The organism is Gordonia amarae NBRC 15530 (assembly GCF_000241345.1).
GTDB classification, from domain to species: domain Bacteria; phylum Actinomycetota; class Actinomycetes; order Mycobacteriales; family Mycobacteriaceae; genus Gordonia; species Gordonia amarae.
The window spans coordinates 184,296-198,507 of sequence record NZ_BAED01000020.1; the positions used below are offsets into that span (position 1 = coordinate 184,296).

At 66.4% G+C, this 14,212-nt stretch carries 12 protein-coding genes; 7 read left to right on the forward strand and 5 right to left on the reverse strand.

What is annotated here, in order from left to right; all coding sequences use genetic code 11:
* Window positions 1-5: 5 nt before the first annotated feature.
* Window positions 6-1,013 carry a TerC family protein gene (locus GOAMR_RS05860; RefSeq protein ID WP_005184070.1) on the reverse strand — a complete coding sequence of 336 codons (1,008 nt, stop codon included), beginning with the start codon at window positions 1,011-1,013 and terminating at the stop codon, window positions 6-8.
* Between the two features lie 379 nt (window positions 1,014-1,392).
* On the opposite strand from GOAMR_RS05860, the gene GOAMR_RS05865 reads away from it, so the two are divergent.
* The 4 genes from GOAMR_RS05865 (at window position 1,393) to GOAMR_RS05880 (ending at window position 6,360) form a co-directional block, all read left to right on the forward strand.
* Window positions 1,393-3,000: a hypothetical protein gene (locus GOAMR_RS05865; RefSeq protein ID WP_005184074.1), complete on the forward strand. Its 1,608-nt coding sequence runs from the start codon at window positions 1,393-1,395 to the stop codon at window positions 2,998-3,000.
* 42 nt (window positions 3,001-3,042) lie between these two features.
* Window positions 3,043-3,474 (forward strand): PPOX class F420-dependent oxidoreductase, encoded by a 432-nt coding sequence (locus GOAMR_RS05870; protein ID WP_005184076.1) that lies wholly within the window; start codon window positions 3,043-3,045, stop codon window positions 3,472-3,474.
* Window positions 3,475-3,825: 351 nt separating this feature from the next.
* Window positions 3,826-4,506: a slipin family protein gene (locus tag GOAMR_RS05875; RefSeq protein WP_005184079.1), complete on the forward strand. Its 681-nt coding sequence runs from the start codon at window positions 3,826-3,828 to the stop codon at window positions 4,504-4,506.
* A 114-nt stretch (window positions 4,507-4,620) separates the two neighbouring features.
* Window positions 4,621-6,360, forward strand: coding sequence for an acyl-CoA dehydrogenase family protein (locus GOAMR_RS05880; protein WP_005184081.1), 1,740 nt, complete (start codon window positions 4,621-4,623; stop codon window positions 6,358-6,360).
* Between the two features lie 73 nt (window positions 6,361-6,433).
* Here GOAMR_RS05880 and GOAMR_RS05885 read toward each other — a convergent pair whose 3' ends face one another.
* The 4 genes from GOAMR_RS05885 to GOAMR_RS05900 form a co-directional block, all read right to left on the reverse strand.
* Entirely contained in the window at window positions 6,434-6,955 is a 522-nt protein-coding gene (locus tag GOAMR_RS05885; protein ID WP_005184083.1) for a T3SS (YopN, CesT) and YbjN peptide-binding chaperone 1, read from the reverse strand.
* Window positions 6,956-7,064: 109 nt separating this feature from the next.
* Entirely contained in the window at window positions 7,065-7,493 is a 429-nt protein-coding gene (locus GOAMR_RS05890; RefSeq protein WP_138943610.1) for a hypothetical protein, read from the reverse strand.
* Between the two features lie 111 nt (window positions 7,494-7,604).
* Window positions 7,605-8,129, reverse strand: coding sequence for a 2'-5' RNA ligase family protein (locus tag GOAMR_RS05895; RefSeq protein WP_005184088.1), 525 nt, complete (start codon window positions 8,127-8,129; stop codon window positions 7,605-7,607).
* 19 nt (window positions 8,130-8,148) lie between these two features.
* The gene (locus tag GOAMR_RS05900; RefSeq protein ID WP_040514530.1) at window positions 8,149-9,369 is read right to left on the reverse strand and encodes a PucR family transcriptional regulator; all 1,221 of its coding nucleotides are present in this window, start codon (window positions 9,367-9,369) and stop codon (window positions 8,149-8,151) included.
* Between the two features lie 157 nt (window positions 9,370-9,526).
* On the opposite strand from GOAMR_RS05900, the gene GOAMR_RS05905 reads away from it, so the two are divergent.
* From GOAMR_RS05905 to GOAMR_RS05915, 3 genes are read left to right on the forward strand one after another with little or no spacing between them, the layout of a single operon-like run.
* Window positions 9,527-10,975 (forward strand): class I adenylate-forming enzyme family protein, encoded by a 1,449-nt coding sequence (locus GOAMR_RS05905; RefSeq protein WP_005184092.1) that lies wholly within the window; start codon window positions 9,527-9,529, stop codon window positions 10,973-10,975.
* Window positions 10,976-11,010: 35 nt separating this feature from the next.
* On the forward strand, window positions 11,011-12,783 hold the full coding sequence (locus GOAMR_RS05910; RefSeq protein WP_005184095.1) for a DUF3556 domain-containing protein: 1,773 nt from the start codon (window positions 11,011-11,013) through the stop codon (window positions 12,781-12,783).
* Between the two features lie 13 nt (window positions 12,784-12,796).
* Complete coding sequence (locus tag GOAMR_RS05915; RefSeq protein WP_005184098.1) at window positions 12,797-14,212, forward strand: phytoene desaturase family protein; 1,416 nt, start codon at window positions 12,797-12,799, stop codon at window positions 14,210-14,212.

The window sequence follows — 14,212 nt, forward strand, 5'->3', positions numbered from 1 at the left end:
CCGTGTCACTTCTCCAGTTCAGGCGACCTCACCCCGTGGGTGTCGGCGCGCTTGGAGCTGATGAGGCTCGCGATCGTCGTGATCACGAGGGTGCCGACGATGATGCTCAGCGACAGCGGGGTGCTCACCTCCGGCACCGACACGTGTTCGCCGCCGTTGATGAACGGCAGGGTGTTCTCGTGCAGGGCGTGCAGTACCAGCTTCACGCCGATGAAGACGAGGATGAACGACAGCCCGTACGACAGGTAGACGAGGCGGTCGAGGAGGCCGCCGAGTAGGAAGTACAGCTGCCGCAGACCCATCAGCGCGAACGCGTTGGCGGTGAACACCAGGTAGGCCTCCTGGGTGAGGCCGTAGATCGCGGGGATGGAGTCGAGGGCGAAGAGCACGTCGGTGAAGCCGATGACGATCAGCACCATCAGCATCGGGGTGGCCAGGCGTTTGCCACCGACACGGGTGAACAGCTTGTCGCCGTCGTACTCGTCGTGGGTGCGCAGGTGCTTTTTCACGAACCGTTCGAGGCGTGATTCGCGGTCTTCCTCATGCTCGACGGGGTCGTCGGATTCGCGGAGCAGTTTGATGGCGGTGACGATCAGGAATGCGCCGAACAGGTAGAACACCCAGCTGTAGGCGTTGATCGCGGCGGCGCCGACGGCGATGAACAGACCACGCAGGACCAGCGCCATTACGATGCCCAGCAGCAGCACTTTCTGCTGATACTCCTTGGGAACGGCGAACTTCGACATGATGATGACGAACACGAACAGGTTGTCCACCGAGAGTGCTTTCTCGGTGACGAAGCCGGCGTAATACTCACCGCCGTAGGTGCCGCCGTATTTCCACCACACGAACCCGCCGAACAGCAGGGCGATGGTGATGTAGACCGCCGACCAGAACCCGGATTCCTTCAGGGTCGGCGCGTGCGGCACCCGGACATGGGCGAAGAAGTCGAAAATGAACAGTCCGAGAATCACGGCGATCGTGATTCCCCAGACGAGCGGGGACACTCCCATGGGCTGATCTCCTCCAGCAGGCGGTCACGGCATAGTGAGCCGTGCGAGTGGCAAGCCAGAGGTCTCTCCCGCCGCTCACCGGTGACGGTGGGCGACCGACGCTTCCGGGACAACCTCTCCTGGCGACGATCGGCGTCGCCGGAGCAGGAAACCGTACTGACGAAAACGTCGCGACCGGGATACTCCCCTCATGGATCTGGTTCAGCATACCGGATCTCGATCAAAATACGCATAACAGACATTTGCGAGTCCGGGGTAGGAGCTTTGGTCGCCTCGCCCGCAGGTCGTGCGCCCGGAACCGGGTCGATACCCGCCGCCCATGGTGGCCTGCCCCGCTAGCATCCACTGGAACGTGTTTCAGTTTGGTGGAGGGTGTGCGATGAAGCGGAGCATGACCAGGTCGCTGGCCGGGCTGGCGTCGGCCATGGCCGTCGCGATCGCCGGTGCGGGTGTTCCGGCACACGCCGCACCCGGATCGTCGGCGCCCACGTCCCAGCCGCTCTCGTGCGTCCCGCTGCTCAGTACCTTTCAGGTGGTGCTGCCGCTGCCGGGGCTGTTCCTGCCGCTGCCCAGCATCAAGGGACTCTCGGAGTTCAGGGACCTGCCGGCCGCGAGACACGTGCAGGGCCTGCCCACCCGCGTCGACTACCGTGACTCGAACCAGGGTTTCAACAGCTACGCCGAGTTCGCGCTGCGGTCCGGCTCCATCTACACCCGCCCCCGTGACTCGGGCGACAGCTGGCGCAAGGTGACCACCCCCGGCTGCCTCGACCGTCGCGTCGTCGCGATCTCGGTCGACAGCAACATGCTCGTCGCGCTCGACCGCAACGGCTGGATCTACTCGATGGACAACGTGCTGTCGGGTCCGCTGCTGTGGAACTGGACACGGCTGTTCGGTTCGCCCATCTGGTTCTGGCCCGGGGTGCAGGTCCCCGGCCAGGGGCGGGCCCGGCACAAGTGGGCGATCAGCCACCGCATGTCCACGAGCTTCGTCGACGCCCGCGGCTTCACCCATCCGACGACGGCCGGCCTGGTGCAGTTGATCAGCCTCACCGGCGGCGGCACCCGCATCGTGTACCAGGATCCGTGGTTGCCCGCCGACCACAGCTACGAGATCGGCGGCCCGCTCGGCGGACGCTTCGTCTCGGAGTCGGTGTCATCGTCGGGATCGGTCACGTTCGTGATGAACAAGTACGGCGACATGTACACGCGCAAATACGATCTCGACCTCGCCGGTTCCAACGAGATCCCGGGCCGGTACACGTGGCAGCTCCAGCGCCGCGACAAGCCTTCGGCCCCGGACCAATTGCAGGAACGTTTCAACCCGGCGTTCGCCGCGATCTCGCTGCCCGCCCAGGAGTGGCAGCACGTCCCCAAGATTCCCGGCGAGGTGACCTCGCGCATCTCGATCAGTGTCTCCGGCCCCCGGATGGAGGACCGCGAACTCCGCGTCGAGGGACGCAAGAACGGACGAACCGGCTTCTGGCACAAGGGATTGTCGGAGACGTCCTGGAGGTTCACCGACACCGGCGGAGCGCTTGCCGACCCGATCCTGACCGACGCGAATCCCGCTGTCGACCAATCGAGGTCGACGCTGGTGGCACCCACCGGCATCACCTTTGCCGGTCGCCTGCCCGGTGGCTGGCGGGCCCGCACCGACGACTTCGACTGGGCGCAGACCTCGCACACGGTCACCCTCACCGGACCGTCCGGCACGACGTACCGGGTGACGATGCACACCACCGACGGCCTGCGTCTCATTCCCCGCGGACCGGGTCTGGACAACAACCCGCGCACTCTCGCGGGCGCCCTCGACGTCCGGTCCGCGCAACCGGATCGGTCGCCGGAACTCGCCGGGTTCGTCCGCACGACGCTGTCGGGCCGCCAGATCTTCGAGATCAGCGTCCAGCTCACCCGGTCCCGGCTGACGGTGTCCCCGGCGGGCCTGCTGACCCGGCCGCTGGGCACCTGGACGAGGTCACGGTGACGCGGCGTGGAATGTGAGCGGCGACACGGTGGTTGTTCCGGTATGGCTGAGAACATCTTCGACCCCCGTGACCTGATCGCCGCAACCAAGATCGGCATCCTGGCTACCCTCAAATCCAGTGGCCTGCCACAACTGTCGCCGGTGACCGCGGTCTACGACCGCGACGCCGACATCATCTACGTCTCCATGACCGACGACCGCGCCAAAACCAAGAACCTGCGCCGCGACCCCCGCGCCGCGATCGAGTTCACCGGCCCCGACGGCTACACCTGGGCGACAGCGGAAGGCGCCGTCGAGTTGATCGGCCCCGGCACCGACCCCGACGGTCCGGAAGCCGACGCCCTCGTCGACTACTACAGGCGCGGCGCCGGCGAACACCCCGACTGGGCCGAGTACCGGCAGGTGATGGTCGATGACCGGCGCGTGCTGATGGTGCTGCGCGTCGGCCACGTGTACGGCGCCAAGCTCCGCTGACCTCCGCACCCGCCGACGTCGGCGAATTAATTCAGTTGTGCAACACCGTGGTCGGTGGGAGAGTTCTCCCTCGGATGTACGGCGTGAAGCGGTCCGGCCGGGTTACCGCAACCGGGTTCCGCGCGTTACTCGCCGCACAGCCGCCACTGGTAACGGCCTGACACGCCCGAGGTTCGACTCCTCTCTCCCTGAAACGCACCGCCCCCGGGACCCCGGGGCGCGGCGGTCCTGCGGTGCCCGGATTCTTCGCCGGTCACCCCACCGCCGCACTCTGCCCGCGGGCGGTGCCCCAGGACTTCATCGACACAACTGAACCGAACCGGACGTCGCGCACGAAAAGGAGGAATCGCCATGTCCCTGATCAACACCCGCCGGGTGGTCAACCCCGGTGAGACCGTCCTTGAGTACCGCGACGGAAAGCTCGCCCGCGTCCTGTCGCCAGGCGTCTACCGCGAGCGCCGCCGGGCCGCCTACACCACCGTCGACACCCGCGAGCGGATCGTTCCGGTTGCGCTGCAAGAGATCCTGACCTCCGACGGGGTGCCGGTGCGGGTCTCGCTGTCGATCACGCTCGCCGTGGCCGATGCCGTGCTGAACACCGAGCGGTCCGGCGAGCCGGTCGCCGTCGTCTACCTGGCGACGCAGATCGCGCTGCGCACCGCCTGCGCGTCGGTCACCGCCGACGAACTCATCGGCCGCACAGACGTTCTCGACGTCGGCACGCTGATGACGGCCGCTGCCACCGCCGGTGAGCGGGTCGGCATCGAGGTGCGTTCGGTCGCGGTCCGCGACGTCGTGCTGCCGCACGAGATCCGTACCGCAGCCATGGAACTCATCACGGCCAAGGTCCGCGGTCAGGCGAAGCTGGAGGCCGCCCGCGCCGAGACCGCCGCTCTGCGCAGCATGGCGAACGCCGGCCGGCTGCTCGACGCGCACCCCGCGCTCGCCCAGCTCCGGATGGTCCAGGAGGTGCCCTACGGTACCAAGGTCGTCCTCGCCGTCGGCGCCCCCGACACCCCGGCCGACGACTGACCGCTCCCGCGTCGACAACTTCGTCCCGCTTATCGGATATCGCACCATCCGATAAGCGGGACGAAGTTCGCGTCGCGGGAACGGACACAGAGCGGCGCTGCTAGGTTGGCTCCCATGCCGGAGATCGCCAAGTCTGTGAACGACCTGTTCCTCAACCCTCGCACCTACGATCCGTCCCAGTTCGACGCCGAGACCGCCCGCCTGCTGCGCGCGACCATCGACTACTTCGAGGGCGTCGGCAAAACGGAACTGCTGCGCCGCGACCACGACGCCGAGTGGGTCACCGACTACCTGGACTTCGTCAAACGGGAGAAGCTCTTCTCCACGTTCCTGACCAGGGCAGATTACGCGGACGGCGACGAGAACCGGCGCTGGGACACTTCCCGCAACGCCGCACTCAGCGAGATCTTCGGCTTCTACGGCCTGGCCTACTGGTACGCCGAGCAGGTCACCATCCTGGGCCTCGGGCCGATCTGGATGAGCGACAACGAGGAGGCCAAGCGCAAGGCCGCCGCCCAGCTCGCCGACGGCGGCGTGATGGCGTTCGGGCTGTCCGAGCGCGCGCACGGCGCCGACGTGTACAGCACCGACATGCTGCTCACTCCCAATTCCGACGGTGGGTTCACCGCGAACGGCACCAAGTACTACATCGGCAACGGCAACGTGGCCGGCATGGTGTCGGTGTTCGGCCGCCGCACCGACGTCGACGGCCCCGAGGGCTATGTGTTCTTCGTGGCCGACAGCCGGCGCCCCGACTACCACCTCATCGACAACGTCACCCACGGCCAGATGTACGTGAGCACGTTCTCGCTGGAGAACTACGCGGTCACCGACGCCGATATCCTGCACACCGGCCCGCAGGCCTTCGCCGCCGCGCTCAACACCGTCAACATCGGCAAGTTCAACCTGTGCAGCGGCTCGGTGGGCATGGTGGAGCATTCGTTCTACGAGGCGATCACCCACGCGCACAACAGGATTCTGTATGGCCACCCGGTCACCGACTTCTCGCACGTGCAGGGCAACTTTGTGGAGGCCTTCGCCCGCATCGCCGCGATGAAGCTGTTCAGCAACCGCGCCATCGACTACTTCCGCAGCGCGAGCCTCGACGACCGTCGCTACCTGCTGTTCAACCCGATGACCAAGTCCAAGGTCACCTCCGAGGGCGAGAAGGTGATGACGCTGCTGCTCGACGTCATCGCCGCCAAGGGTTACGAGAAGTCGACGTACTTCCATCAGGCCAACCACTACATCGGCTGGCTGCCGCGGCTGGAGGGAACGGTGCACGTCAACGTGTCCCAGATCCTCAAGTTCATGCCCAACTACTTCTTCAGTCCCACCGAGTACCCGGAGATCGGCACTCGCACCGACGCCGTCGACGACGGGTTCTTCTGGGAGCAGGGCCCGGTCGGTGGTACCGGGAAGATCCGGTTCGCCGACTGGACCAAGCCGTACGAGGAGTACACCCACCTGCCGAACGTCGCGGTGTTCTACGAGCAGGCCAAGGCGCTCAAGCAGCTGCTCACCACCGCCGGGCCGTCCGCCGACCAGCAGAAGGATCTCGACTTCCTGCTCACCATCGGCCACCTGTTCTCGCTGGTCGTCTACGGTCAGCTCGTCCTGGAGCAGGCCAAGATCCTGGATCTCGATCCGGCTCTGGTCGACCAGATCTTCGTGACCTCGGTGCGTGATTTCTCCGCGTACGCGGTCACCCTGCACGGTTCGACCGCCGCCACCGAGGCGCAGCAGCAGTGGGCGCTCGGCGCGGTCCGCGCCCCGCACGTCGACGATGAGCGTTTCGGCCTCGTCTGGGACATGGTCGTCTCGTTCGATGGCGCCTACGAGATGCCTGCCTGACCCTCCGGGGATTGATCAACTAATCGGAATCCAGGTGTCACCTAGTGGCACCTGGATTCCGATTAGTTTGTGTTCAGCCGACTTTCGCACCGGTGCGGTAGGCGAGGTCGTCGCGGTTGGCCGACATCGCGCCGAAGAACACGTCGATCAGATTGCTGAGGTGGTTCGGCACGAACGGTATCGCGACCATGTCGATTTCCTGCCAGATGTCCCGCTCGCGCAGTGACCACTTGACGAAGTAGCCGCGGCGGTTGAGGATTCCGATCTCCACCTCACTCGCACGCCGCGAGTACACGCCATGTGCGACCCGCGCCGAGATGCTGATCGCGGGGCTGTTCGGATGCGCGCGCACCCACACTGCCTGACCCATGTGCGACAGCACGAAGTCGCCGTCGTCATCGAGGACCGGCATCTCGCCGAACTTCTCCTCCAGCGCCTCGCCGACGAATCGCTTCAGTTCCTGGCAGTCCTCGGCGATGCGGACCACCGCGGCCGGCGCCTGGGCGCCGTCTCGCGCGGTGTTGTTGAACTCGCGCCACAGATCGTCGGCGCCTTCTCGCGGCGACCGTTCACCGCGCTTGTCGATGTCGCTCATATCGACCTCCTTTAGCTCTTCAAAATCACTAAATGAAGTTTAGCATGCCACTCGCGCTAAAGCCACCCGATTTATCGTCGCTCAGGCGACTTCGCGCCGGTGCGGTGCGTCAGGACAGTGAGCAGAGGCTGGTAGAGCAACTGCCTGCGCGGGTGAGGTCGACAGACTGGCTGCGATTCTCCACTCCGGCGCCGTGCAGCCTGTTCTTCGAGGGGAACGACACCCGCCACTTGTTGCGTGAGTCGCATCCGGTGCCCGATGTCCGGGTGAACTGCACCAGGATGGTGTTACGACTACGCGAGATCTCCCGCCATGTCCCGGCGCACTTGCCGGGGACGTTGATCGAACCGCGAAGTGGCTTCGACCGGGAGATGTTCAGCGTGGTGGGCGGGGTACCCGCGTTGCCCCAGTCGAGGTTGCCCGACCAGGTGCCGGTCAGATTGGTGGGCACTGCCGCATCGGCCGTAGGCGCGGCGACCACGAGGCCTCCGAGCGTCAGGACCGAGGCGGCCAGCACCGAACCTACACGTGTATTCACTGTCTTTCCCCTGTCTCCATTGCGCCGTCGGCGGGCAACTGCGTGACTTTGCCTGGCTTTCCTGCTTCATTAGTATCGCGAAAGTCCCTGATCGGAGGACGAATGGGCACTTCAGCAATCTCGGCCGGGCAAGACGTGTTCAGTGTGCGCATCGCCGTCCCACCTGCGGATCGCCGATGCCGAGCCGTGCGGCTCCGCGGACGGCAGCAGGGCGAGCGCGGTGCCCACCTGTTCGGCGGTCATTCTGCGTGCCAGGGTGATGTGCGGTGTCCACTCGCCCGGCAGCCCGTGTGCGAACGGGTCGTCGACGGCGGCCAGCCGCAGCGTCGCCGCGTGGATCGACAGCAACTCCGACGACGCGACGACCAGGCGCGCCAGTACGAACCGGTTGTGCCCGCCGAACACGACGAGACCGCCGAGGCGGACAGGTACCGGCAGCCGCATCGCGAGCGGAACCAGCGCGGCGTCAACTGAGGATGAAATCGACGGGGCGGCAACCAGGGTCACATGCGGCCGGTTGGTCGGTGCGGCCACGTTCGCACGACTGGGCAGCCCGGCCTCGGCGAGCGTCCGCCACTGGGCGCGGATGATGCCGTCGAGCGCGTCGTCGACGAGCAGTTCCAGCGAGTGTGCCACCCTGACGAGGGTATCGGGCTCAGCGGTCGGCGTTCTCGAGAACGCGCAACGCCACCTCGACGTCCAGCCGGTCCTCGCTGATCTCCCGGCCCCGGCGTTCGATGGCCCGGTGGACCCGGTATTTGACCGAATTGGGGTGTAGCAGCAGCTCTTCGGCGGTGGCCTTGTAGCTGCCGCCGGTCCGCAGGAACACCTGCAGTGTGGCCCGCATCCGGGCGTCGGGTTCGGTGTCCGATGCCAGCGGGCCGAGGATCGTCTCGGCCCAGCTCCGCGCGGCGTGCTCGTCGTTGCGCACCAGCGCGGTCAGCATCACCCCTGGATCGGCGGCGTGCAGCACGGCGCGGGTGCCGGCGACCCGGCGCAGCGCCATCGCCTCCCGATGCGACCGGCGGAATCCGGAAAGTCCGGATTGCACTGTGCCGAAAGTGAATCGGGGACCATCCTGCTGTTCGGCCAGGTGCACGGCGGCTTCCCGGATGCGGGGCACGATCGCGTAGTCGGTGACCGGCAGCCAGCCCCAGGCGGCGTGGTGGTCGGCCGCGACGAGGAGCGGGCTGTCGACGATGGAGGCGAAAGCGCGGATCAGGGCCGCCGGCAGATTGGTGGCATCGGCGATGACCTCCTCGGGATACCACGCCGTCAGCGCCAGGTGAACCCCACGCAGTCGGTAGCCGATCTCCACGCCCGCGGCATCCTGATCGACATCGTCATCGTCGGCGAGGAGTTCGCGGACGCGGACGGTCCGGGCACCCGACCGGCCCTGAATCCACAGGTCCCGTTCCACCTCGTACGCGTCGATGACCCGCTCGGTGACCGCGTCGACCTGCTTCAGTGACCACAGGGTCACCCATTCATGCGCCAGGAGTTTCAGTTCGTCGCTCGACGACATGGTGCGCAGGTGGGTCAGTATCGCGGGCAGCATCACCGCCTGCCCGAGCCGGTACGCCCGGACCAGGGCGGTGACCGGCAGGCCGCGCTGAGCCAGCCACCGGGTGTATTCGAGTGCGGCGTGCGGAAGCCCGGTGTCCGTCGGCGGCACATCCTCGTCCAGGGCGTGCAGGACGCTGTCGATGTTGGCGCGCACGCTCGCCGACAAAGGCCCGGGGTCCCGGCTCCCGGCCAATTCCGGCAATTCGGCTACGATCCGCGCCGTCACCTCGGCGGCCGTTGCCGCGGGATCCATTGCGGCAGCGGCGGTCAGCACTGAATCTTTCACCGCAGCCCGGTCGGCATGGTCCACGTCCACAGCCTAGATCTTCGCCGCAACGGTGTTCGCGGTTCTCGTCTTCCCGGGACGAAAAGGGGGGCGGGTCTTTGTCGCCGCGAGACAATGTGATTCACCTCACATGTGCTTACGCTTGTCGATTGCCGAACCCGTTTCTGACCAAGGAGCCCAGGTGACCTACGCATCCCTGCCCGATCAACGCGCCGTCGCAGCACCCCACGCGCCGGCCGTCGCCGACGACACCCTCGACCTGGACAACACCGCGTTCGCCGACGCCGTCCGCCGTGCGGCGGCGACGCTGCGTGCCGCCGGGGTGGGTCGGGGTGACGTCGTCGCCATCAAGCTCCCGAACACGGCGGTGCTGGTGGTGGCGATGTTCGCGGCCTGGCGCCTGGGAGCCGCGGCCACCCCGATCAACCCGAGCCTGACCACGGCCGAGGTCGAGTATCAGATCTCCGATGCCGGCGCCAAGGTGCTCGTCAGTTCCGACGGTGCGGGGACGAGCGTTCCCGTGCTGGAGGCCGACAGCCTCACCGCGGCCGAGCCCGATGGCGGCGAACCGGAGGCCGAACCCACGGATGTGGCTCTGCTGATCTACACCTCGGGGACCACCGGCCGCCCCAAGGGCGTGGTCCTCGCACACGCCAATCTGGTCAGCATGGTGTCGACGAACGCGTCGAGCTCGGACATGTCCGAGTCCGATCACAGCCTGCTCATCCTGCCGCTGTTCCATGTGAACGCGATCATCGTGAGCGTGCTCGGCCCGCTCGCCTACGAGGGCTGCGTGACCATCGCCGGCCGCTTCGATCCGCGCACCTTCTTCGATCGTCTCGAATCCAGTGGTGCCACGTACTTTTCGGCCGTCCCGACCATCTACACGATGCTGCTGGGGCTGCCGCCGGAGGTCAAGCCGGACACCTCGAAGGTCCGCTTCGCCGTGTGCGGCGCGGCCCCGGCCAGCGTCGAACTCCTCGAAGGCTTCGAAAAGCGTTACGGCATACCGCTGATCGAGGGCTACGGCCTGTCCGAATGCACCTGCAGCGCCACCTGTAACCCGCTCGACGGGGTCCGCAAGGTCGGCTCGGTCGGACCCGCGCTGCCCGGGGTGGAGATCAAGATCGTCGACCGTGACGGCCGGGAATGCCCGACGGGTGAGCCCGGGGAGGTGCTGCTGCGCGGCGAGAACGTCATGCGCGGCTACCTGAACCGGCCCGAGGAGAACGAGAAGACCCTCGTCGACGGGTGGCTCCGCACCGGCGACGTGGGCTACCTCGACGAGGACGCCTACCTGTTCCTGGTGGACCGGGCCAAGGACATGATCATCCGGGGCGGCGAGAACATCTATCCCAAGGAGATCGAGACCGTTGTCTACGGTGTGCCCGGGGTCGCCGAGGCCGCGGTGATCGGCCGTCCCGACGACAAGTACGGCGAGGTCCCGGTCCTGTACGTCTCCGCCCATCCCGGGGCCGAGCTGACCACCGCGGCGATCGCCGAACACGTGGGCACACAACTGGCGAAATACAAGCGGCCGGTGGACATCATCATCACCGACACCCTGCCGAAGAACCCCGTCGGCAAACTCGACAAACCCACCCTGCGCCGCATCGACCAGTCCGCCTGAACCGCTGTGTTCACCTGTCCTAAGGACGAAATGTCATGGGATTCACCACACCTGATCTTCCCGAAGTAGATCCCGAGCAGTACATGGCGCTGCCGCTGAAGGAGCGGCTGGCGATATCGACCCACCGGTGGGTCGACCACGGCTTCGGGACCGCGAAGATCATGTTCATCATCTACCCGGCAAAGCTGGTGCTGTTCTACGCTCTTCCGGGCATCGTCATCGCCACCCTCACCTCCGGTCTGCGGTTCTGGGAGGTGGGTTCCTGGTGGGATCAGCCGATCATGTACCAGAAGCTGGTCATCTGGACGATGTTCCTGGAGACGCTGAATCTGGCCGGTGCGTGGGGGCCGCTGACCAACAAGTTCAAACCGTGGACCGGGGGTTTCCGGTTCTGGGCACGGACCGGCACCATCCGGTTGCGGCCCTGGACCTGGGTGCCCGGCACCGCCGGCACCACGCGCACCCCGCTCGACGTCGGTGTGTACTTCCTCTTCCTCATCTCGCTGGTGGTGGCACTGGTGATGCCTGGTGGGGAAGTAGAGGATTCGGCACCCTATGACCTTATCGACCCCAAGCTGCTGATCGCGCCGCTCGTGCTGATCTGCCTGATCGGCCTACGGGACAAGGTGGTGTTCCTGGCCTCACGCGCCGAACAGTACGTGCCCGCGTTGCTGATCTTCGCGCTCCTGCCGTACGCCTCGTTCGCGACGATGATCGTCGGCGGGAAACTGCTCATCGTCGTGGTGTGGGTGGGTGCGGGTCTGTCCAAGGTGGGGCTGCACTTCATCAACGTCATCCCGGTGATGGTGTCCAACAGCCCGATGCTGCCGTGGAAGTCGTTGAAGCGGGCCAACTATCGCAACAATCCGGACGATCTGCTGCCTTCGGGGCTGGCCCGTTTCATGTCCGATGTGCTGGGTGCGATCGGTGAGATCGTGGTGCCGATCATCCTGCTGTTCTCGGTGAACCGCACGCTCACGATCGTCGGTGTGGTGTTCATGGTCTGCTACCACCTGTTCATCATCTCCACCTTCCCGCTGGCCGTGCCGCTGGAATGGAACCTGCTCTTCATCTACATCTCGATCATCCTGTTCGCGGGATTCCCCGCCGGGGACGGGTATTCGGTGGTGGACATGAATCCGCCGTGGCTGGTCCTGGTGATCTTCGCGCTGATGGCATTCTTCCCGATCCTCGGCAACTTCCGCCCGGACAAGGTGTCGTTCCTGCCCTCGCTGCGTCAGTACGCCGGCAACTGGGCGGTCGGATTGTGGGCGTTCAAACCCGGTGCCGAGGAAAAGATCAACCGGCTGACCAAGCGGCCCATCGCCCCCATCATCGACCAGCTGGAAGGTATCGGTATTCCACGGGAGTGGGCAGAGGTGATGAGCGACTTCGGGTTGGCCTGGCGGGCGATGCACAGTCAGGGGCGCGGCGTGTACTCGACGATGCTGCGTTTTGTCCCGGACATCGATCAGCGCAGGCTCCGCGAGGGCGAGGTCATGGCGGGTATCTGTATCGGATTCAACTTCGGCGACGGACATCTGCATGACGAGAACATGATCGCGGCGGTTCAGGAACAGGTACAGTTCGACCCGGGCGATGTGATGATCGTGTGGGCCGAGTCGCAGCCGATCACCCGGTTCGAGCAGGACTTCAAGATCATCGACCCGGCGGTGGGTGTGCTCGCGAAAGGCAGGTGGAGCGTGCGTGATTGCGTGACAACACAGCCGTGGCTGCCCGACGGGCCGATCCCGCTGAACATCACCTGGACATCCGATCCGCAGCGGTTCCCGCTCGGGGTCTCGTGAGGCCGGGGTTCTGGTGAGTAACGCCGTCGTCGTCGGCGGTGGGCCCAACGGGCTCGCCGCCGCGATCACCCTGGCCCGCGGTGGCCTGGACGTCACTGTGCTCGAGGCGGCCGACACCGTCGGCGGTGGTCTGCGGTCCTTCGAGGCGATCGTGCCCGGACTGGTCCACGACCATTGCGCCGCCATCCACCCGATGGCGGTCGGATCCCCCTTCCTGGCCACCCTCGACACCGAGAAGCTCGGATTACGTTGGCTCTCAGCCGAACTCGACTGCGCACACCCACTTGACGACGGCAGCGCCGGGGTGCTCCATCGCGGTGTCGACGCCACCGCCGCCGGGATGGGCGCCGACGGCGGTGTGTGGCGGGCGCTGTTCGGCCGCCCGGTCCGCAAGTTCGACGTCCTCGGCCCGATGGTGATGGATTCGCTGATCAAGGTGCCGCGGCATCCGCTGGAACTGGGCAGGTTCGGGATGCCGACCCTGCTGCCGGCCTCGGTGTTGGCCCGGTTCTTCCGCACCCCGCAGGCCCGTGCTCTGTGGGGCGGAGTCGCCGCCCACACCTTCCGGCCGCTGAACCAGCCGCTCACGTCGGCGATCGGGCTCGGCATCATGTCCGCCGGCCACCGGTTCGGGTGGCAGGTGGCCGAGGGCGGATCGGGGCGCATCGCCGACGCGATGGAAAAGGCACTGCTCGAACTCGGCGGGAAGATCGAGACCGGTGTCCGCGTCTCGTCGATCGCCGACCTGCCGCCGGCGGACGTGACGATGTTCGACCTCGATCCGGGTGCGGTGGCCACGATCTGCGGTGACCGGCTGCCGGACAGGGTGTCGCGGCAACTGCGCCGATTCCGCCACGGACCCGGCGCCTTCAAGGTGGATTTCGCTGTGCGCGAGGGTATCCCGTGGACCAACCCGGATGCCCGTCGCTCCGGGACCGTGCATCTGGGCGGCGACTTCGCCGAGGTCGCGGCGACTGAACGGGCCATCCAGGATGGCAGGATGCCGCATCGTCCGTTCGTGCTGGTCGGGCAGCAGTATCTGGCCGACCCCGGCCGCAGCGTCGGGGACATCCATCCGGTGTGGTCGTACGCGCACGTCCCCAACGGCTATCGGGGCGACGCCACCGAGGCGATCATCGGCCAGATCGAACGCTTCGCTCCCGGCTTCCGCGAGCGCATCGTCGGGTACGAGGTGTGCTCCACCACCGACATGCCCGGCTACAACAGCAACTACATCGGCGGGGATATCAACACCGGGTCCAAGGACGCGATACAGCTGATGTTCGGTCCCCGGCTGACGGTGCACCCCTACGACCTCGGCGTCCCCGGCCTGTACCTGTGCTCGGCGGCCACCCCGCCCGGCCCGGGCGGGCACGGGATGTGCGGCTTCCACGCCGCCGAGCGCGCCCTACGCAAGCTATCCGTCTAA

Bases quoted from the DNA above. Each gene is read 5' to 3' on its own strand.
- GOAMR_RS05865 (WP_005184074.1), top strand. From the start codon at position 1,393: ATGAAGCGGAGCATGACCAGGTCGCTGGCCGGGCTGGCGTCGGCCATG.
- GOAMR_RS05910 (WP_005184095.1), top strand. From the start codon at position 11,011: ATGGGATTCACCACACCTGATCTTCCCGAAGTAGATCCCGAGCAGTAC.
- GOAMR_RS05885 (WP_005184083.1), bottom strand. From the start codon at position 6,955: ATGAGCGACATCGACAAGCGCGGTGAACGGTCGCCGCGAGAAGGCGCC.
- GOAMR_RS05870 (WP_005184076.1), top strand. From the start codon at position 3,043: ATGGCTGAGAACATCTTCGACCCCCGTGACCTGATCGCCGCAACCAAG.
- GOAMR_RS05875 (WP_005184079.1), top strand. From the start codon at position 3,826: ATGTCCCTGATCAACACCCGCCGGGTGGTCAACCCCGGTGAGACCGTC.
- GOAMR_RS05880 (WP_005184081.1), top strand. From the start codon at position 4,621: ATGCCGGAGATCGCCAAGTCTGTGAACGACCTGTTCCTCAACCCTCGC.
- GOAMR_RS05860 (WP_005184070.1), bottom strand. From the start codon at position 1,013: ATGGGAGTGTCCCCGCTCGTCTGGGGAATCACGATCGCCGTGATTCTC.